This is a genomic window from Streptomyces sp. NPDC006385 (genome assembly GCF_040612485.1).
GTDB lineage: Bacteria > Actinomycetota > Actinomycetes > Streptomycetales > Streptomycetaceae > Streptomyces.
In genome coordinates, this window is record NZ_JBEXQG010000022.1 from 35,649 (window position 1) to 54,782 (window position 19,134).

Annotated in this window: 14 protein-coding genes and 1 pseudogene; 9 read left to right on the top strand and 6 right to left on the bottom strand. The window is 71.2% G+C overall.

The features are described 5' to 3' along the window. The first annotated feature begins 6 nt into the window (after window positions 1-6). Genes ABZ078_RS19100 through ABZ078_RS19110 form a run of 3 tightly spaced genes read left to right on the top strand, consistent with a single transcriptional unit; the run spans window position 7 to window position 3,301 of the window. Entirely contained in the window at window positions 7-1,032 is a 1,026-nt protein-coding gene (locus tag ABZ078_RS19100; RefSeq protein WP_356576684.1) for an ABC transporter substrate-binding protein, read from the top strand. Window position 1,033: 1 nt separating this feature from the next. Next, window positions 1,034-2,179 carry an LLM class flavin-dependent oxidoreductase gene (locus ABZ078_RS19105; RefSeq protein ID WP_356576686.1) on the top strand — a complete coding sequence of 382 codons (1,146 nt, stop codon included), beginning with the start codon at window positions 1,034-1,036 and terminating at the stop codon, window positions 2,177-2,179. A 54-nt stretch (window positions 2,180-2,233) separates the two neighbouring features. Further along, on the top strand, window positions 2,234-3,301 hold the full coding sequence (locus tag ABZ078_RS19110; protein ID WP_356576688.1) for an NAD(P)-binding domain-containing protein: 1,068 nt from the start codon (window positions 2,234-2,236) through the stop codon (window positions 3,299-3,301). A 56-nt stretch (window positions 3,302-3,357) separates the two neighbouring features. Here ABZ078_RS19110 and mltG read toward each other — a convergent pair whose 3' ends face one another. Beyond that, window positions 3,358-4,206, bottom strand: a complete 849-nt coding sequence (mltG, locus tag ABZ078_RS19115) for an endolytic transglycosylase MltG (RefSeq protein WP_356576689.1) — start codon at window positions 4,204-4,206, stop codon at window positions 3,358-3,360. 43 nt (window positions 4,207-4,249) lie between these two features. Beyond that, complete coding sequence (locus ABZ078_RS19120; RefSeq protein ID WP_356576690.1) at window positions 4,250-6,079, bottom strand: ABC transporter ATP-binding protein; 1,830 nt, start codon at window positions 6,077-6,079, stop codon at window positions 4,250-4,252. 94 nt (window positions 6,080-6,173) lie between these two features. Here ABZ078_RS19120 and ABZ078_RS19125 point away from each other — a divergent pair, with 94 nt between their 5' ends. Continuing rightward, complete coding sequence (locus ABZ078_RS19125) at window positions 6,174-6,623, top strand: MarR family transcriptional regulator (protein ID WP_356576692.1); 450 nt, start codon at window positions 6,174-6,176, stop codon at window positions 6,621-6,623. A gap of 79 nt (window positions 6,624-6,702) precedes the next feature. On the opposite strand, the gene ABZ078_RS19130 is transcribed toward ABZ078_RS19125, so the two are convergent. From ABZ078_RS19130 to ABZ078_RS19140, 3 genes and pseudogenes are all read right to left on the bottom strand, one after another. Beyond that, window positions 6,703-8,181 carry a cation:dicarboxylase symporter family transporter gene (locus ABZ078_RS19130; RefSeq protein WP_356576694.1) on the bottom strand — a complete coding sequence of 493 codons (1,479 nt, stop codon included), beginning with the start codon at window positions 8,179-8,181 and terminating at the stop codon, window positions 6,703-6,705. Window positions 8,182-8,355: 174 nt separating this feature from the next. Further along, window positions 8,356-9,983 (bottom strand): annotated as a pseudogene (locus ABZ078_RS19135) (peptide-N4-asparagine amidase). 60 nt (window positions 9,984-10,043) lie between these two features. After that, on the bottom strand, window positions 10,044-10,790 hold the full coding sequence (locus ABZ078_RS19140; RefSeq protein ID WP_356576696.1) for a L,D-transpeptidase family protein: 747 nt from the start codon (window positions 10,788-10,790) through the stop codon (window positions 10,044-10,046). Window positions 10,791-10,988: 198 nt separating this feature from the next. On the opposite strand from ABZ078_RS19140, the gene ABZ078_RS19145 reads away from it, so the two are divergent. The 4 genes from ABZ078_RS19145 to ABZ078_RS19160 all read left to right on the top strand — a co-directional run bounded on the left by ABZ078_RS19145 (window position 10,989) and on the right by ABZ078_RS19160 (window position 15,666). After that, window positions 10,989-12,830: an ABC transporter ATP-binding protein gene (locus tag ABZ078_RS19145; protein ID WP_356576698.1), complete on the top strand. Its 1,842-nt coding sequence runs from the start codon at window positions 10,989-10,991 to the stop codon at window positions 12,828-12,830. Then, a complete protein-coding gene (locus tag ABZ078_RS19150; RefSeq protein WP_356576700.1) occupies window positions 12,827-14,620 on the top strand; it encodes an ABC transporter ATP-binding protein in 1,794 nt (597 codons plus the stop codon). Before ABZ078_RS19145 ends, ABZ078_RS19150 begins: the two co-directional genes overlap by 4 nt. 225 nt (window positions 14,621-14,845) lie before the next feature. Then, complete coding sequence (locus ABZ078_RS19155; RefSeq protein ID WP_356576702.1) at window positions 14,846-15,316, top strand: DUF5709 domain-containing protein; 471 nt, start codon at window positions 14,846-14,848, stop codon at window positions 15,314-15,316. An 89-nt stretch (window positions 15,317-15,405) separates the two neighbouring features. Next, the gene (locus tag ABZ078_RS19160; protein ID WP_356576704.1) at window positions 15,406-15,666 is read left to right on the top strand and encodes a type B 50S ribosomal protein L31; all 261 of its coding nucleotides are present in this window, start codon (window positions 15,406-15,408) and stop codon (window positions 15,664-15,666) included. Between the two features lie 9 nt (window positions 15,667-15,675). On the opposite strand, the gene ABZ078_RS19165 is transcribed toward ABZ078_RS19160, so the two are convergent. Beyond that, window positions 15,676-16,470 (bottom strand): metal-dependent hydrolase, encoded by a 795-nt coding sequence (locus tag ABZ078_RS19165; protein ID WP_356576706.1) that lies wholly within the window; start codon window positions 16,468-16,470, stop codon window positions 15,676-15,678. A gap of 145 nt (window positions 16,471-16,615) precedes the next feature. Between ABZ078_RS19165 and ABZ078_RS19170 the strand changes: the two genes are divergently transcribed. After that, window positions 16,616-19,129, top strand: a complete 2,514-nt coding sequence (locus ABZ078_RS19170) for a DUF3516 domain-containing protein (RefSeq protein ID WP_356576708.1) — start codon at window positions 16,616-16,618, stop codon at window positions 19,127-19,129. Window positions 19,130-19,134 lie beyond the last annotated feature (5 nt).

The window sequence follows — 19,134 nt, forward strand, 5'->3', positions numbered from 1 at the left end:
ATCACCATGCGACGACGACTCGTCCCCGCCGCGCTCCTCCTGCCCTTCGCGCTCCTGGTCACCGCCTGCGGCGGGAACTCGGCGGCCGAGACCTCCACGGACACCGACGGCCAGGGCTCCCTGACCCTCGACGTCGGTGACCAGAAGGGCGGTTCGGAGGCCGTCCTGCGCGCCGCCGGAGAGCTGAAGAACCTCGACTACAAGATCAAGTGGTCCACCTTCTCCTCCGGTCCCCCACTCCTGGAGGCCGTCAACGCCGGGGCCGTCGACATCGGCGGCGTCGGCAACACCCCGCCGGTCTTCGCGGCGGGCGCCGGCTCGAAGATCACGGTGGTGGCCGCCTGGCACGGCACGTCCAAGGGCGACACCATCCTCGTACCGAACGACTCGAAGCTGACCGGGACCGCGCAGCTCAAGGGCAGGTCGGTCGCCGTGGCCCAGGGCTCCTCCGCCCACTACCAGTTGGTCGCCTCCCTCAAGAAGGCCGGGCTGAGCCTGGCCGACGTCAAGGTCAGGTACCTCCAGCCGGCCGACGCGCTGGCCGCGTTCACCTCCGGCAGGGTCGACGCGTGGGCGGTGTGGGACCCGTACACCTCGCAGGTCCTCAAGGCGCGGCAGGGCCGCGTGCTGACCACCGGCGACGGCATCACCAACGGGCTGACCTTCCAGGTGGCGGCGCCGAGCGCACTGAAGGACCGGAAGAAGGCCGCCGCGATCAAGGACTACCTGGAGCGGCTGCGGCGGGCCTACGCGTGGGTGTACTCCCACGAGGAGGAGTGGGCGAGGGTCTGGGCGAAGGACACCGGGCTGCCCGAGGACGTGGCGCTGGCCGCGGTCAGGCGGACGTACACCACCCGGATCGCGGTGGCCGTCGACAAGCCGCTCATCGCCTCCGAACAGCGGATCGTCGACACCTTCGCCGAACTGAAGCTCATCCCGGGCAAGGTCGACTTCGCCGACTTCACCGACACCCGGTTCAACGGCGGCCTCCCGCCGTCCACCACCACGCCTCGTCCCTCGGAAGGTTCGTGACATGACGGTCCGTCTCCATTGGTTCCTGCCGACGGGCGGCGACGGCCGCACCCTCGTCGACCGGCACGCTTACGCGCCCAACCGGACCGGGACGGTGAGCGGCGTACGCTCCCCGGACATCGACTATCTCGCGCAGATCGCCAAGGCCGCCGAGCGGTTGGGCTTCGAGGCGGTCCTCACCCCGACCGGCACCTGGTGCGAGGACGCCTGGCTGACCACGGTGGCCCTGGCCCAGCACACCGAACGCCTGAAGTTCCTGGTCGCGTTCCGGCCGGGCCTCATCTCGCCGACGCTCGCCGCGCAGATGGCGGCGACCTACCAACGCGTCACGCGCGGGCGGCTGCTGCTCAACGTCGTCACCGGCGGCGACTCGGACGAGCAGCGCCGCTTCGGCGACCGTCTCGACCACGATCAGCGGTACGCCCGGACGGACGAGTTCCTGTCCGTCGTACGCGGGGTGTGGCGCGGTGAGCCGTACGACTTCCACGGCGACCACTACCAGGTCGACGGCGGGCTGACCGCGCTGCCACCGGACCCGGTGCCGCAGCTGTTCTTCGGCGGCTCCTCCCCGGCGGCCGGACCGGTCGCGGCGCGGCATGCCGACGTCTACCTGACCTGGGGAGAACCGCCGGCCCAGGTCAAGGAGAAGATCGACTGGATCCGCGCGCTGGCCGAGCGGGAGGGCCGTACGGTCCGCTTCGGGATCCGGCTGCACACCATCTCCCGCGACTCGTCGGCCGAGGCCTGGTCGACCGCCCACCGGCTGCTCGACGACCTCGACCCGGACACGGTCGCGGCGGCGCAGGCGGCGCTCGGGCGCAGCGAGTCGGTGGGGCAGCGGCGCATGCTCGCCCTGCACGGCGGCTCTCGTGCCGATCTGGAGATCCACCCCAACCTCTGGGCGGGCGTCGGGCTCGTCCGGGGTGGGGCGGGGACCGCGCTGGTCGGCAGCCATGCCGAGGTGGCCGAACGGATCGAGGAGTACCACGCGCTGGGTGTCGAGCACTTCGTGCTGTCCGGGTATCCGCATCTGGAGGAGGCGTACTGGTTCGGGGAGGGGGTGATTCCCGAGTTGGCGACGCGCGGTCTGCTCGGCGGTACGGCGGCGGAGGCCGACGTTCCGTCGCTGGTCGCGGGTGGGCGCTGATCTCCGGCGGGGCCTCGGGGGAAGATCCGCGCCCCCGAGGCTGTTCGTAGACATGTGAACAACATCGACGTAGTCGTCATAGGCGCCGGCCAGGCCGGACTGGCCGGCGCCTATCACCTGCGGCGCACCGGTTTCGAGCCGGACCGCGACTTCGTGGTGCTCGACCACTCCCCCGCCCCGGGCGGCGCCTGGCAGTTCCGGTGGCCGTCGCTGACGTACGGCAAGGTGCACGGGATGCACGCGCTGCCCGGCATGGAGCTGACCGGCGCCGCTCCCGGGCGGCCGTCGTCCGAGGTCGTCGCCGAGTACTTCGACCGCTACGAGCGGACCTTCGACCTGCGGGTGCGGCGGCCGGTGGACGTGCGAGCCGTACGGGAGGGGCCGGACGGGCGGCTGCTCGTGGAGAGTTCGGCCGGGACCTGGTCGACGCGGGCGCTGATCAACGCGACCGGCACCTGGGACCGGCCGTTCTGGCCGCGCTATCGCGGCCAGGAGACGTTCGGGGGGCGGCAGTTGCACACCGCCCAGTACTCCGGGCCCGAGGAGTTCGCCGGGCAGCGGGTGGTCGTGGTGGGCGGCGGCGCCTCCGGCACGCAGCATCTGCTGGAGATCGCCCCGTACGCGGCCGCCACGACGTGGGTCACACGGCGTCCGCCCGTCTTCCGCGAAGGGCCCTTCGACGAGGGCGCCGGCCGGGCGGCGGTCGCGCTGGTCGAGGAGCGGGTCCGGCAGGGACTGCCCCCGAAGAGCGTGGTGTCCGTCACGGGGCTGCCCCTGAACGACGCCGTCCGCCAGGGGCTGGCGGACGGGGTTCTGGACCGGCAGCCCATGTTCGACCGGATCACGCCGACCGGGGTGGCGTGGCAGGACGGCCGGCACGTGGCGGCCGACGTCATCCTGTGGGCGACCGGATTCCGGGCCGCCATCGGCCATCTGGCACCGCTGCGGCTGCGGGAGCCGGGCGGCGGAATCCGGGTCGAGGGCACGCGCGCGGTCGCCGATCCCCGTGTCCACCTGGTCGGCTACGGCCCGTCCGCCAGCACGATCGGCGCCAACCGGGCCGGCCGCGCCGCCGTACGGGACATCAGGCGGCTGCTGACGCAGGCGCCGGTCGCCGCATGACGCTCCGCTGAGCAGCGAGTGGTGTCGCGGCCCTCCGGGTGAGGAGTTGCCCGCAGTCACCTCGCGGGCTGTGGGCTCGCCTTCAGGTTGGCGTTGAACTCGGCGACGTTGCGCTGGTGTTCGGCGTAGTCGGCCGTGAAGCGGGTGTCGCCCGGCTTGACGGTGACGAAGTACAGCCAGTCGCCCGGGGCCGGGCTGATCGCGGCGCGCATCGCGTCCTCCCCCGGGTTGGCGATCGGCGTGGGCGGCAGGCCCATGCGCTGGTACGAGTTGTAGGGGCTCTCGATGCGGGTGTCGGCCTCGGTCGTCCTGATCGTGGAGCGGCCCAGCGCGTAGTTGACGGTGGAGTCCATCTGGAGCGGCATGCCGCGTTCGAGCCGGTTGAAGATGACCCGCGCCACCTTGCTCATGTCGGCCTTGTTGTCGGCCTCGGCCTGGACGATGCTCGCGATGGTGACCGCCTGGTACACGTTCATGGCGTTGCGCTGCGCGCCGGCGGCCATCGGGGCGCCGTTGAACTTCTTGTTCGCGGTGTCGACCATGGCCGACAGCAGGGAGTCCGGCGTCGCCTTCCTGCCGTCCTGCTCCAGCGGATACGTCGCCGGGAACAGGTAGCCCTCGGGGTTGCCCTCGGCGTCGTCCGGCAGCTTGAGGTCGAGCTTGTCGAGGGACTTCTTCGTGCTGCCGGGCGGCAGGGTGAGGGCCTTGTCGACGGCGTCGTACACCTGGCTCGCGCGCCAGCCCTCCGGGATCACCAGCGAGGTGGGCTTCGCCTCGTCCTCGCCCGTGCTCAGCAGCGGCACCGCCACGGCGGTGCCGGCCACGACGGCGCCGGCGGCGATGAGAGCGATACGGCCCCGGCGCGTCAGTCGAATCCTTCTCCGTGACGGAGTGTTGAAGTGCATGCCGGAACGGTAACCCGCACATGGTTACAAACCCGACATAACGTCACCCCGTCGGCTCCAGTTGGGCGTCCCGCCGAACCAGCCCGGCGTACCGCCCGTCCCGCTCCAGCAACTCCTCGTGCGTGCCTCGTTCGGCCACCCGCCCCGCGTCGAGGACCACGATCTGGTCGGCGCCCCGAACGGTGGACAGGCGGTGCGCGATGGTGACGGTGGTGCGGTTGGCGGACAGGGCGTCGATGGCCTGCTGGACGGCGTGTTCGGTGCGGGTGTCCAGGGCGCTGGTCGCCTCGTCGAGGATGAGGACCGGCGGATCGCGCAGGATGGTGCGGGCGATGGCCAGGCGCTGTTTCTCACCGCCGGAGAAGCGGTGGCCGCGCTCGCCGACGATCGTGTCGTAGCCGTCGGGCAGGGCGGCGATGTGGTCGTGGATCTGGGCCGCCTCGGCCGCCGCGCGCAACTCCTCGTCGGTGGCGTCCGGCTTGGCGAAGCGCAGGTTGTCGGCGACCGAGGCGTGGAAGAGGTACGTCTCCTGCGAGACGACTCCGACCGCGCGGGCGAGGGTGTCGAAGTCGAGGTCGCGCACGTCGACGCCGTCGAGGGTGACGCGGCCGCCCGTCACGTCGTAGAGCCGTGGCACGAGATGGCCGAGCGTGGACTTTCCGGCGCCGGTCGGGCCGACGACCGCGAGGCTGCCGCCCGCCGGGACGGTGAGGTCGATGCCGTCCAGGATGGCGCCGCGTTTCCCGTCGCCGCCGCCGTCGCCGTCGTCGCCGTCGTAGCGGAACTCGACGTTCTCGAAGCGGAGCTCGCCCTTGACGGCGTCGAGGTGGACGGGGTTCTCCCGCTCGGTGATGTCGATGGGCAGGTCGAGGTACTCGAAGATGCGCTGGAAGAGGGCGAGCGAGGCCTGGATCTGGACGCCGGTCGACAGCAGGCTGACGGCCGGGCGGAACAGGCCCTGCTGGAGCGAGACGAAGGCCACGATCGTGCCGATCGAGACCTGCGGGCCGCCGAGTTGGAGGGCCATGCCCGCGGTCCAGTAGATGAAGGCCGGCATGGCCGCCATGACGATGGTGATGACGGCCATACGCCAGCGGCCGGCCATGTTGGACCGCACTTCGAGGTCGACCAGCCGCTCGGACTCGTCGGCGAAGGTCTGGGTCAGCGAGCCGGAGCGGCCCATCGTGCGGCCGAGCAGGATGCCGCTGACCGAGAGCGACTCGGTGACGGTGGCGGCCATCGCGGCCATCTGCTTCTGGCGCTCGGTGGTGATCTTCTTGCGTTCGTTCCCGACGCGCCGGCTGATCCAGACGAAGACCGGCAGCAGGAGCAGCGAGACGACGGTCAGGCGCCAGTCGAGGGCGATCATCGCGACGATCGTGGCGACCACGCTGGTCAGGTTGGAGACCAGGGAGGTCGCGGTGGAGGTGACGGTGGCCTGCATGCCGCCGATGTCGTTGGCGATGCGGGACTGGACCTCGCCGGTGCGGGTGCGGGTGAAGAAGGCGAGCGACATGCGCTGCAGGCGGCCGTAGACGGCGGTGCGCAGATCGTGCATGACGCGCTGGCCGACCGTCGTGGAGATCAGGGTCTGCAGCACGCCGAAGACGCCGGCGAGGACGGCGCTGAGGATCATGCCGAGCGCGAGCAGGCTGAGCAGGACGGTGCGGCCCTCGGGGATGGCGACGTCGAGGATCGCCTTGAGGAGGAAGGGCGTGGCGACGCCGACCAGCGACGAGGCGCCGACGAGCAGGCCGACGACGGCGAGGCGGCCGCGGTACGGACGGAACAGTCGCAGGATGCGGCGCACCTGCCGGGGCTGTTCCCGCTGCGCGGCGGATGGTTTCCAGGTGGGTGCGTTGTCGGGGTGCATGGGCTCCTACGGGAGGTGTGGTGACGCGGACTCACGGAGCTTAGCTCATTGTTACCTATGCTCACAATGAACGGTGTCCTGATATTGTTCCCGCATGACCAGCCCCGATCCCGACGGCCCGCTCGCCGAGCAGTTGCTGCGTTTCACCCGCCGGGTGCACCGCATCCAGAAACGGCACTTGCAGCAGTGCGGTCTGGGCGTCACCCCGGCCCAGTCCCGACTGCTGCGCACGCTCGCGCACTACGGCTCGCCGCCTCGGATGGCCGATCTCGCCGAGCGCCTGGAGGTGGTCCCGCGCGCCGTGACGACGCTGGTCGACGGGCTGGAGGCGAGCGGAAAGGTACGGCGGGCGCCGGATCCGACGAACCGGCGGGTGATCCGCATCGAGCTCACCGACGACGGCCGCAAGGCCCTGCGGGAGCTGCACGGCGCCCGTCGCTCGGCGGCGGAGGAGATCCTGGCGCCGCTCACGGACGAGCAGCGCGCGGTGCTGGGCGAGTTGCTGGACACGCTGATCGACGGGGGCGCCGAGCGGAGCTGTTGAGCGGCGGGCACCTGACGGGCCGCGGCCACCACTCCGGCGGTACGGAGTGGTGGCCGCGGTTTTTCGGCTGTGGTGACCGTCAACCGGCCTCGGTGGCCGTTTCCTTGGTCGTCCGGGCCGGCACGGCGGCGGATTCCTCCGGAGCCGGCGTCTCGGGCGTCCCGGATGTCCCGGATGTCCCGGGCTTCTCGAGCATGCCTGGCTTCTCGAGCATGCCTGGCTTCGCGAGCTCCGGCGTCACCGTCTCCTCGCCGTCCACCGTGACCACGATCTCGCCGTCCAGGACCTTCTTCGCCCGTTCCCTGTCCAGCGCGCCCTCCCAACGGCAGACCGCGAAGACGGCGACGCAGTTGCCGAGCAGGTTGGTGACGACGCGCATCGAGTCCATGATGCGGTCCACGCCCAGGAGCAGGGCGACGGCTCCGGCCGGGATGGCGCCCAGCGAGGACGCGGTCGCGGACAGGGCGAGGAACGCCGAGCCGGGGATGCCCGCCATGCCCTTGCTGGTCAGCATCAGCACCAGGATCACGGTGACCTGCTGGCCGAAGCTGAGGTCCACGCCGACGGCCTGGGCGATGAACAGCGTGCCGATGGACAGGTAGAGCGAGGCGCCGTCGAGGTTGAAGGAGTAGCCCGTCGGCAGCACCAGACCCACGGCGTCGTCACGGGCACCGGCCTTGCGCAGCTTCTGCATCACCCGCGGCAGGACCGACTCGGTGGACGCGGTGCCGAGCGCGAGCAGCATCTCCTCACGGATGTAACGCAGGAACTTCCAGAGGCTGAGCCCGGTGACCACCTTCAGGGCGACCGCGAGGAGCACGATGAACAGCGCCGCGGCCAGGTAGCACAGGACGATCAGCTTGCCGTACGTCTCGATCACGCCGAGCCCGTAGTTGCCGATCAGGACGGCCATCGCGCCGAAGACCGCGATCGGGGCCAGCCGCATCACGAAGCCGACGATCGCGAAGATGACCTCCTGGGCCTGCTCGATGGCGGGCAGCACCTGCGGCACCTTGGTGTGGCCGAGGTGCAGCAGCGCGGCACCCACCAGACAGGCCAGGACGAGGACCTGGAGCAGGGAGTTCTCGGCGAACGCGCCGATGAACGAGGTGGGCAGCGCGTTCAGCGCGAACTCGGTCGTCGAGGGCAGGTGCCCGCCGCCCGTCTTGGCGTCGACCGCCGAGGCGTCCAGCGTGGCCGGGTCGACGTTCATGCCCGACCCGGGCTGGACCACGTTGGCGGCGAGGAGTCCGATGACGAGCGCGAGCGTGCTCGCGACCTCGAACCAGATCAGGGCCTTCAGCCCGATCCGGCCGAACGCCTTCAGGTCACCGGCCTTGGCGATGCCGACGACGACCACGCAGAACACCAGCGGCGAGATGATCGTCTTGATGAGCCGGATGAAACCGTCGCCGAGCGGCTGGAGATCCGCGGCGAAGCCGGGCCACAGCTTCCCGACGACGATTCCGAGCACGAGCGCGCAGCCGACCTGCGCGAAGAGAGAGGTACGCAGCATGCGTGCGACGCGTCGTGGCAGAGACGGTACGGACGGCGGCACGGGCACTCCTTGGGGACGATGGCGCACAGAAGCCCCAGGGGACGATGGGACTTCTGCCATACGGAAAGCGGATTCCGTGCCGATCACTTTGCGGGTGATGTTGCTCCCGCACAAGACCCCCGTGTTGCATCCGTGTAAATCACGCCCCGCGTGACGCATCGCACACAACGCGTCTCAGCAGCCGTCGCGTTCCTCCGTGAGCACCCCCTGGACGCTGGTGAGGGAGCGGTCGTAGCAGCCGCCCGAGCCGTGCAGCCGGTAGCGCTCGCTCGTCGTGCCGACCGCGTGCCGCTGGTCGCGCGGCACGTTCAACGTCCAGGAGGCGTCGCCCTCGACCGTGTCGTCGAGCCGCGACCACGCGGTCCGTCGGCCGCCTTGGACCGTGACGACCGTGGCACGGTCACCGAGGGCGAGCACGGTCCGCAGCCGGTCGGCCGCGCCGATCGTGACGGAACCGTCCATGGTGTACGTCCGCTGTGTGCGCGTGGTGCGGGCCGGCCCGCGTCCGTCGACGTGAGGGACTCGTCGTCCCTCCAGGTGGCGTCGAGGGCGTCGAGGTTCTCGCCGTCGGTCCAGCGATGCACGGAGGTGTTGGTCAGCGCACGCCGGACGGTCGTCATCACCCGGCCGTGCGAGGTGTCGACATAGCCCGCCACCGTCAGCCGGTGCCCACCCTCGGTGTCCACGCGGTGCTGCGAACCGGGCGTGTACGTCGAGGAGTTGGCGAGGCCGTCGGCCCGGTGCGCGGTGAGCTTCCCGGTGACCCGTTCACTCTTCGCGTCCTGCCAGACCAGGACGTTCACGGGAGCGCTCCAGCCGCTCTGCCCCTCGGGGACACCGGCGACGGAGACCTCGACGCGGTGCGGGCGGCCGTCGTTGAGGAGGCCGGCGAACGGCGTCAGGTCGTATTCGATCGGCTTGACGTCGAAGGCGCGCGGTCCGGGGATGACGTACCAGAGGAAGGGGTTGGACCAGCCGCCGGTCCACACGTGCGGGAACGGCGCGGCGATTCCGGCGAGCCGGCCGTCGACCTTGATCTGCACCTCGCGGTAGGGGCCGCCCGCGGCCTTGCAGGAGTAGGGCGCCGGGTCGGGCACCGACAGGTACCAGAACTCCTCGCAGCCGCCGCCGGAGCCGGTGGCGTACACCTCGGCGACGATGCGCTCGCTGTTGCGCGGGGTGGTGAGGGTCGTGCCGTCCTGGAGGGTCAGGACGCGGTCGGGGGTCGTGGTGGGGTTCGTGGCGGGATTCGTGGCGGGATTCGTGGCGGGGCGGCCGGCGTAGAACGTCAGTGTGACCTTGACGTCGATGATGCCGGTGTACGTGTCGTCGACGACGTTCCCGATGAGCATCTCGACGTCCTGGTCGCGGCGGAAGGTGTCGCTGTAGCGGGTGACGTCCTTCTCCACCGACCACTCGATGCCGTCCGGTGACGGCTGCGGAGTCGACGTACGGAGGATCTCGACACCGCCGACGCTCAGATGTCCGAGCCGGTCGAACTGGCGTCCCTCGACCTTGCCGTCCATCCGCAGCACGACCTTGCTCCAGCGGTCACCGCAGCCTTCGGGCGGTGCGTACCTGCCCTTGTAGGGGGTGAAGTCGCGGAACCGCGCCTCGGCGACGGTGACTCGGCAGGACTTGCCGGAGGGCTTGGGGACGGGCGGGGCGGCGGTGATGGGGTCGTGCCAGTCGGTGCCGAACTCGGCGGGGACCGCGGCGGCTTGGGCGGGGCCGGCCCCGAGGAGGGTGCTCGCCAGGAGCGTCGCTCCCGCGAACATGGACATGACTATCCGTCTCTTCATGGCCCGTGTTCTACGGCGAGTCGGGCGCCCACCGCAATGAGGTCTCCGTCGCGAGTTGCGCTAGGTCGCCAGGCCGGCCCGGTCTCCCATCACCACCACGGGGTGCCGGTCCGGATCGAGCGTGCGCAGCAGGTACTCCATCGCGGATTCGGACAGACTGACGCAGGCCGACGTACCGCTCCCGTGGTCCATGTGCAGCCAGATCCCACCGCCCTTGGCCTCGCCCTCGGGGCGGGTGGGGTCGTTCGGAGGCGTGCCTTTGACGCGGTTGTAGTCGATGGCGATGACGTGGTCGAAGTCGTGCCAGTACGACTTCGCCCACCAGCGCGGCGCCGCGAAGCCCGCGGACCTCGTGTACGGCAGTTCGGTCCCGGGGTCCTTCCGTACGCCGCCCGCGTCGCTCAGCGTGAACACGCCGACGGGGCTGCGGTTGTCGCCCTCGCGGTGGTCGGTCGTCCAGCCCTTCTTGCCGTTGTGCGCGGGCCAACTGCGGACGCGGTCCCAGGTGGAGCCGCGCTTGGAGTAGAGCACGACCGTGGAGTTCGGGGAGTCCTTTCCCTTGCCGTAGACCGCCACGACCTGGCGGGAGTCGGCGGGGACCCGTCGCTGCCAGCGGTCGGCGACGCCGGGGATGCGCGTCGGGTCCCGCGTCGGATCCGTGGTGGCGACGGGACGTGTGCGGGCGCCCTTTCCGACGTCCGCGCCGCCGTGCTCCGCGCCGCCGCACGCGGTCAGGGTGGTCAGGGCCGCGAGCAGGGATCCGAGGGCCGCCGCGGCCGTGGCACGCCGTAGTGCGTCGTTCCGCATCGCTCCATGGTGGCACCGCGGCCGGGGCGGAAGCCGGATCCGTGCGGCGGCGCGGAAAACCGTTTGCGTCCGACCACGCTGCGACGCGAACCTGTCACGGTTTGCTGCCGCCGCGCGCCGTCCGTTCCGCGCATCGGCATCCGACCGACTCCCCATTTCCCTCCCCTCACCCCGACTGACACGAGCCACTGGGACGTCATGCAGATCCGAGACCTTCCGTATCCCGACCCCGGCGTGCCGGACGCCCGTTCGGGTCCCCGATTCCTGTGGTGGATCTTCCGGAACCAGCTGGGCGGACAGGTGAAGTCCCTGGCCTGGGGGATGCTGCACTTCCTGTCCGTCTCCGCACTGCCGTTCTGCGTAGGAGTCGCCGTCCAGGCCGTCGTCGACCGCTCCGGTGAGCGACTCGCCCTCGCGGGCGGCCTGTTGGCGCTGTGCTGTGCCGGAAACGCGCTCGGCGACACCTTCCTGCACCGCACCGCCGTCACCAACTGGATCACGGCCGCCGCCCGCGTCCAGCAGGTGCTGGCCCGCAAGGCCGCGCAGCTCGGCTCGGCGCTGACCCGGCGCGTCGCGGCCGGTGAGGTCGTGGCCGTCTCCACGGGTGACGTGGAGAAGATCGGCTGGTTCGTCGAGGCATGGTCTCGGTTCACGGCGGCGGCGCTCACCCTCGTGCTGGTCACCGTCGGCCTGGTCGTCTACCAGCCGGCGCTCGGCGTGGTCGTCGCCGTGGGACTGCCCGTGCTGGCGATCGCCGTGCTGCCGCTGCTGCCCCGGGCCACCAAGCGGGCCGACTTCCAGCGCGAGAAGGCCGGCCGCGCCACCGAACTGGCCTCCGACACGGTCGCCGGACTGCGTGTGCTGCGGGGTATCGGCGGCGAGGAACTCTTCCTCGACCGCTACCGCAGCGCCTCCCAGGAGGTGCGCCACGCGGCCGTGCGCAGCGCCCGGATGTGGTCCCTGATCTCCGCGATCCAGGTACTGATGCCGGGTCTGCTGCTCATCGCGGTGGTCTGGTACGGCGTCCACCTGGCCCGCCAGGGCCGGGTCTCCGTCGGCGAACTCGTCACCGTCTACAGCTCGGTCATGATCCTCACCTATCCGCTCAGGCACTTCGAAGAGATCGCGATGGCCTACTCCTTCTCGCGGCCCTCGGCCAGGCGGGCCGCACGCGTGCTGTCTCTGGAACGGCCCACCGACACCGACGGATCACGCGACGGATCCGACCTGCCCTCCGGTGACCTGTACGACCCGGCCACCGGTCTACTCGCCCCCGCCGGCCTGCTCACCGCCGTGGTGTGCGGCGACCCCGACGCGGCCGGGCGGCTGGCCGAACGGCTCGGCGGACACGGCTCGCAGGAGGGCACGTCGGTGCTGCTGGGCGGCGTCCCGCTCGACGAGTTGCCGCTCGACCGCGCGCGTACGGCCGTCCTCGTGCAGGACAAGGACCCGGTACTGCTCTCCGGCACGCTGCGCGAACTGCTCGACGTGCCCCGGTCGGGCACCGTCGGTGCCGAGGAGGCGCTGGCGGCCGCGCAGTGCGAGGACGTCCTGGCCGCGCTGGCCCAGGGATCACTCGACGCCGAGGACCCGATGGACGCGCGCATCACCGAGCGCGGCCGGTCCCTGTCCGGCGGCCAGCGCCAGCGCCTCGCGCTCGCCCGGTCGCTGATCACGGACCCGGAGGTGCTCGTCCTGGACGAGCCGACCTCGGCCGTCGACTCGCACACGGAGGCGCGGATCGCGCGGGGCGTGCAGAACCTGCGAGCGGGGCGCACGACCGTGGTGTTCACCTCCTCGCCGCTGCTCCTGGACCGTGCCGACCGGGTCGTGCTCGTCCACGAGGGCGAGGTGGCGGCGGTCGGCGTACACCGCGAGCTGGTGCACGGCGAACCGCGGTACCGGGCCGTGGTAACACGCGAGACCGAGGAAGAGACCGCCCTGAACGACGCGTCGGGCACGGCGGGAGCAGGTCCGCGACGGGGGGCCGCCCTCGACGACGTACTGAAGGAACTGGAAGAAATCGAGGAGTCGGCATGATCGGCGTGGCGCCACCGGCGTACGACCCGGCGGCCCCGACGACGGCGAACACCCTGCCGGTCGGCGCCCCCACCACCGTACGCGCCTATGTGGTCGAGTTGTTCCGTCGGCACCGTCGTGCGTTCCTGCTCCTCATCACGGTCAACACGGTCGCCGTGGTGGCCTCGATGGCGGGGCCCTGGCTGCTGGGCGACCTGGTGGAGCGGGTGTCGGACGGCCCCGGCGTCGGCGCGCGGGACCTCCATATGGAGCTCACCCTCGGGCTGTTCGCGGCCGCGCTGGTCGTCCAGGCCCTGTTCGTACGGCAGGTGCGGCTGCGCGGCGCGATGCTCGGCGAGCGGATGCTGGCCGATCTGCGCGAGGACTTCCTCGTCCGGTCCGTCGGGCTGCCGCCCGGCGTCCTGGAGCGGGCCGGGACGGGCGACCTGCTGTCCCGGATCACGACGGACATCGACCGCCTGGCCAACGCGATGCGCGAGGCGGTGCCCCAGCTGGCGATCGGCGTGGTGTGGGTGGTCCTGCTGCTCGGCGGGCTCGTCGTCACCGCGCCGCCGCTCGCCGCCGCCGTGCTGCTCGCCGTGCCCCTGCTGGTGATCGGCTGCCGCTGGTACTTCAAGCGGGCCCCGTCCGCCTACCGCTCGGAGGCCGCCGGGTACGCCGCCGTGGCCGCCGCGCTCGCCGAGACCGTGGACGCCGGGCGCACCGTCGAGGCGCACCGCCTCGGTCAGCGCCGGGTCGAGCTGTCGGATCGGCGGATCAAGGAGTGGACGGCCTGGGAGCGCTACACGCTGTGGCTGCGGTCGGTGTTCTTCCCGTTCATCAACGTCACCCATGTGATGATCCTCGCCTCGGTCCTGATGGTCGGCGGCGTGTTCGTCCTGCAGGGCTGGATGGGGGTCGGTCAGCTCACCACGGGTGCGCTGATCGCGCAGATGCTGGTGGACCCCGTCGGGCTCATCCTGCGCTGGTACGACGAGCTGCAGGTGGCGCAGGTGTCGCTGGCCCGGCTGGTCGGGGTGCGGGACGTCGAGCCGGAGGCCGGGGACGCCCGGCTGTCGCCCGAGGGCCGCGACGTGCACGCCGACCGCGTGCACTTCGGCTACCTGGAGGGCGTGGACGTGCTGCGCAAGGTGTCGCTGGAGGTCGCTCCCGGGACCCGGCTGGCGCTCGTCGGCCCTTCGGGGGCGGGCAAGTCCACGCTGGGCCGGCTGCTCGCCGGTATCTACGCGCCCCGCCAGGGCCGGATCACCCTCGGCGGTGCGGAGCTGTCCCGGATGACCGCCGAGCGGGTCCGCTCGCATGTGGCCCTGGTCAACCAGGAGCACCACGTGTTCGTCGGCTCCCTGCGCGACAACCTGCTGCTGGCCCGCACCGACGCGACCGACGCCGAGCTGTGGGCGGCGCTGGGCGCGGTCGACGCGGACGTGTGGGCTCGTGCGCTCGACGACGGCCTGGACACCGAGGTCGGCTCGGGCGGGTTCGCGCTCACTCCGGCCCAGGCCCAGCAGATCGCGCTGGCCCGCCTGGTGCTGGCCGACCCGCACACACTGGTCCTGGACGAGGCGACCTCGCTGCTCGACCCACGCGCGGCCCGCCACCTGGAGCGATCCCTGGCCCGCGTCCTCGACGGCCGCACCGTGGTCGCCATCGCCCACCGCCTCCACACGGCCCACGACGCCGACGTCATCGCCGTCGTCGAGAACGGCCGCATCAGCGAGCTGGGCAGCCACGACGACCTGGTCAGGGCCGACGGGGCGTATGCGGCGCTGTGGCGGTCGTGGCACGGGTGAGTGACCGGCGGTGCGGGCCGGTGCGTCGCAGGCCCGTGTCGCGCCGGGAGCGACCCGTGCCGTTGCGCCGGGGCGAAGAGGGGTGGAAGGCTGGATAGCGGCACCGGTTCGGGGAGCACCCGGGAAGCGCGCGATGGGCGCCGGGTGCGACCTGTGCCCCCGCATCGCGGCGGCCGCCGCCGGCCGCGGTGAGACCGGGCCCGGCCCCAGCACCTGGAGGTACCCGTGAACAGCGCCGACGGATGGGGGGACGACGTCTACCAGCCCGACGCATCCGATCAACGTGAGGACACGGGGCTGCTCGACGCGGAGGACACCCTGGTGTACGACGGCGTCGACGACCCCCTGGACCGGGGCTGGTCCCCTCCGGAGCGCCCGTGGGCCGTGGAGCACACCGGTGTCACGGCCGCCGAGCGCCGGCAGGGCGAGACCCTCGACCAACGGCTCGCCGAGGAACTGCCCGATCTCGTCCCCCCTGACGGCGACGGCCTCGGTGACGCCGAGGGCACCGACGGGGAACTCCTCGACAACGAGGTCGGCGCCATGCGCTCCGGCCGCCTGGTGGCGCCCGACGAAGGGGCGCACGAGGACGAGGAAGCCGCGCTCGTGGCGACGGACGTGGGTATCGACGGCGCGGCGGCGTCCGCCGAGGAGGCGGCCGTGCACATCGTCGACGAGGACGCGCTGTACGGCTGACCGCACCGACCCATGCGGCGCGGTCCGCGTGCGGCCCTCGGATCCGAGCCTTCGGCCCGTGCCGACGCGCCGCCACACGGGGAGTTCGCATGCAGCAGGACAAGCACCCCGACTACCACCCGGTGGTCTTCCGCGACCGTGCCGCCGGCTACGCCTTCCTCACCCGGTCCACGGCCGCCGGCGACCAGAGAATCGAGTGGGACGACGGCGAGACGTACCCCGTCGTGGACGTCGAGATCTCCTCGGAGAGCCACCCCTTCTACACCGGCAAGGCGCGAACGGTGGACTCCGAGGGCCGTGTCGCGGCCTTCGAGCGGCGCTACGGCGGCGGGGCGGGACAGGGCGGCTGATCCGCCCGCTCAGATCACGTTGAGCGCCGCCGCGCAGCCCACCCCACCCAGCACCATGAACACCGGCATCAGCACCTTGAGCTCGACCCAGCTGCCCGCCCGGAACCGCATGGCCTTGGGCGGCCCCACCGGATACCAGCGCTTGCGGCCGACCGGGATCGGCCACAGGATCGGGCAGCCGGACACCGTCAGCGCGTCCCCGATGTCGTGCACCAGCGCGCCCAGCACGATCGGCAGCCCCAGCCACAGGTACTCCTGACCCGGCGCTGTGAACAGCCAGTCCGAGCCGTTGCCCGGCTTGTCCAGGACGCCCGCGAGGATCCAGGAACTGGTCGCGGCCAGCAGCCACACCAGGACGTCGGCGCTGGCACCACGCGTCGCGCGCCACAGCAGGCCCTCGATGGCCAGCACGAGGTGCGCGAAGAGGATCGCCAGCACCGCCCAGCGGCCGCCGGTGATCGCCAGGGCGGAGGCGCCCCCACCGATCATGACCGCCCACAGCCAGGTGTGCGTGAGCGTGCGGTGCCCGCCGGAGCGACGCGGGTCGCCCTGCTTCTTCGTCGCCTTGTAGACGGCGTACGACAGCTTGTCGACGATCTCGCACAGCCAGCGCGACAGCGGACCGAACGCCCGCGAGATGGTGGCCGCCTTGTGATCGAGGTCCGGAGCGAGGGCCGCGCCGGCGCAGATCAGCGCACCGGACAGCAGGACCGGCCAGGGCATTGCGTGACCGGCCGCGGCGGCGGCCGCTCCGACGCCGAGCCAGGCGGCGGCGCCCGACAGTGAGTGTGCTGGTCCCATCATGGCCGTTGTCCGCCCCATTCCTCGTGTGCCGCTGTCCAGTTGACCGGGTTCGTCGGCCTGTCGCCGACGGCACAGCGTAACGTTCGCGATCTTCGCGCCCGCATCCGATTCCCCTATGGGGGATGCGGGCAGGCAAGATGGGTGGGTGACCCTCATCGATCATCTGCCGCCGACCGCCGACCCCGACGCCCTCTACGAAGCCTTCGAGTCGTGGGCCGAGGAGCGGGGCCTGACTCTCTACCCCCACCAGGAGGAGGCGCTGATCGAGGTGGTCTCCGGCGCGAACGTGATCGTGTCGACGCCCACCGGCTCCGGCAAGAGCATGATCGCCGCGGGCGCCCACTTCGCCGCGCTGGCCCGGGACGAGGTCACCTTCTACACCGCTCCGATCAAGGCGCTCGTGTCGGAGAAGTTCTTCGAGCTGTGCAAGCTGTTCGGCACGGAGAACGTCGGCATGCTGACCGGAGACGCGTCCGTGAACGCCGACGCCCCCGTCATCTGCTGCACCGCCGAGGTCCTCGCGTCGATCGCGCTGCGCGACGGCAAGGGCGCGGACGTCGGCCAGGTCGTGATGGACGAGTTCCACTTCTACGCGGAGGGGGACCGCGGCTGGGCCTGGCAGATCCCCATCCTGGAGCTGCCGCAGGCGCAGTTCGTCCTGATGTCGGCGACCCTGGGCGATGTCTCGATGTTCGAGAAGGACCTCACCCGGCGCACCGGCCGCCCCACGTCGGTGGTCCGCTCGGCGACGCGTCCCGTGCCGCTCTCCTACGACTACCGGCTCACCCCGCTCACCGAGACGCTGACCGAGCTGCTGGAGACCAAGCAGGCACCGGTCTACATCGTGCACTTCACGCAGGCGCAGGCCGTGGAGCGGGCGCAGGCGCTGATGAGCATCAACATGTGCTCACGCGCGGAGAAGGACCAGATCGCCGAACTGATCGGCAACTTCCGCTTCACCACCAAGTTCGGCCGCAACCTCTCCCGTTACGTGCGGCACGGCATCGGCGTCCATCACGCCGGCATGCTGCCGAAGTACCGGCGCCTGGTGGAGAAGCTGGCCCAGGCCGGTCTGCTGAAGGTCATCTGCGGCACGGACACGCTCGGCGTGGGCGTCAACGTCCCCATCCGCACGGTGCTGTTCACGGCGCTGACCAAGTACGACGGCAACCGCGTCCGTACGTTGCGCGCCCGGGAGTTCCACCAGATCGCCGGCCGCGCCGGGCGGGCCGGCTTCGACACGGCGGGCTTCGTCGTGGCGCAGGCACCCGAGCACGTCATCGAGAACGAGAAGGCGCTCGCGAAGGCGGGCGACGACCCGAAGAAGCGCCGCAAGGTCGTCCGCAAGAAGGCTCCCGAGGGTTTCGTCGGCTGGACGGAGAACACCTTCGACAAGCTCATCGCCTCCGAGCCGGAGCCGCTGACCTCCCGTTTCCGGGTGACGCACACCATGCTGCTGTCGGTGATCGCCCGTCCCGGCAACGCCTTCGAGGCGATGCGGCACCTGCTGGAGGACAACCACGAGGCGCGGGGGCAGCAGCTGCGGCACATCCGGCGCGCGATCGCGATCTACCGCTCGCTGCTGGACGGCGGCATCGTCGAGAAGCTCGACGAGCCGGACGCCAACGGCCGCATCGTCCGCCTCACCGTCGACCTCCAGCAGGACTTCGCGCTCAACCAGCCGCTGTCCACTTTCGCCCTGGCCGCGTTCGAGCTGCTGGACCCGGAGTCGCCGTCCTACGCCCTGGACATGGTCTCCGTCGTCGAGTCGACCCTGGACGACCCTCGGCAGATCCTCGTCGCCCAGCTGAACAAGGCCAAGGGCGAGGCGGTGGCCGCCATGAAGGCGGACGGCGTCGAGTACGAGGAGCGCATGGAGCGCCTCCAGGACATCAGCTACCCCAAGCCTTTGGAGGAGCTTCTCTTCCACGCGTACAACACGTACCGCAAGAGCCACCCCTGGGTCGGCGACCATCCGCTGTCGCCGAAGTCCGTCGTCCGGGACATGTACGAACGGGCGCTGTCCTTCACGGAGTTGGTGTCCTTCTACGAGCTGGCCCGCACCGAGGGCATCGTGCTGCGCTACCTGGCAAGCGCGTACAAGGCCCTCGACCACAACATCCCGGACGACCTCAAGTCAGAGGATCTCCAGGACCTGATCGAGTGGCTCGGTGAGACGGTGCGCCAGGTCGACTCCAGTCTGCTCGACGAGTGGGAGCAGCTCGCCAACCCGGAGGAGATGACCGCCGAGGAGGCGCAGGAGAAGGCCGACGAGGTCAAGCCGGTCACCACCAACGCGCGAGCCTTCCGTGTCCTCGTCCGCAACGCCATGTTCCGCCGCGTCGAGCTCGCCGCTCTCGACCAGGTCGAGGAGCTCGGCGAGATGGACGCCGAGGCCGGCTGGGACGCCGAGGCGTGGGGCGAGGCGATGGACAAGTACTGGGACGAGTACGAGGACCTGGGCACCGGCCCGGACGCCCGCGGCCCCAAGCTGCTGGTGATCGAGGAGGAGCCGGCGAACCGTCTGTGGCGCGTCCGCCAGATCTTCGACGACCCGAACGGCGACCACGACTGGGGCATCAGCGCGGAGATCGACCTGGCCGCCTCCGACGCGGAGGGCCGCGCGGTGGTCCGGGTCACCGACGTAGGCCAGCTGTGAACACA

Coding starts and splice junctions, on each gene's coding strand:
- ABZ078_RS19100 (WP_356576684.1), top strand. CDS start 7: ATGCGACGACGACTCGTCCCCGCCGCGCTCCTCCTGCCCTTCGCGCTC.
- ABZ078_RS19105 (WP_356576686.1), top strand. CDS start 1,034: ATGACGGTCCGTCTCCATTGGTTCCTGCCGACGGGCGGCGACGGCCGC.
- mltG (WP_356576689.1), bottom strand. CDS start 4,206: ATGCACTTCAACACTCCGTCACGGAGAAGGATTCGACTGACGCGCCGG.
- ABZ078_RS19120 (WP_356576690.1), bottom strand. CDS start 6,079: ATGCACCCCGACAACGCACCCACCTGGAAACCATCCGCCGCGCAGCGG.
- ABZ078_RS19125 (WP_356576692.1), top strand. CDS start 6,174: ATGACCAGCCCCGATCCCGACGGCCCGCTCGCCGAGCAGTTGCTGCGT.
- ABZ078_RS19140 (WP_356576696.1), bottom strand. CDS start 10,790: ATGCGGAACGACGCACTACGGCGTGCCACGGCCGCGGCGGCCCTCGGA.
- ABZ078_RS19145 (WP_356576698.1), top strand. CDS start 10,989: ATGCAGATCCGAGACCTTCCGTATCCCGACCCCGGCGTGCCGGACGCC.
- ABZ078_RS19150 (WP_356576700.1), top strand. CDS start 12,827: ATGATCGGCGTGGCGCCACCGGCGTACGACCCGGCGGCCCCGACGACG.
- ABZ078_RS19160 (WP_356576704.1), top strand. CDS start 15,406: ATGCAGCAGGACAAGCACCCCGACTACCACCCGGTGGTCTTCCGCGAC.
- ABZ078_RS19165 (WP_356576706.1), bottom strand. CDS start 16,470: ATGATGGGACCAGCACACTCACTGTCGGGCGCCGCCGCCTGGCTCGGC.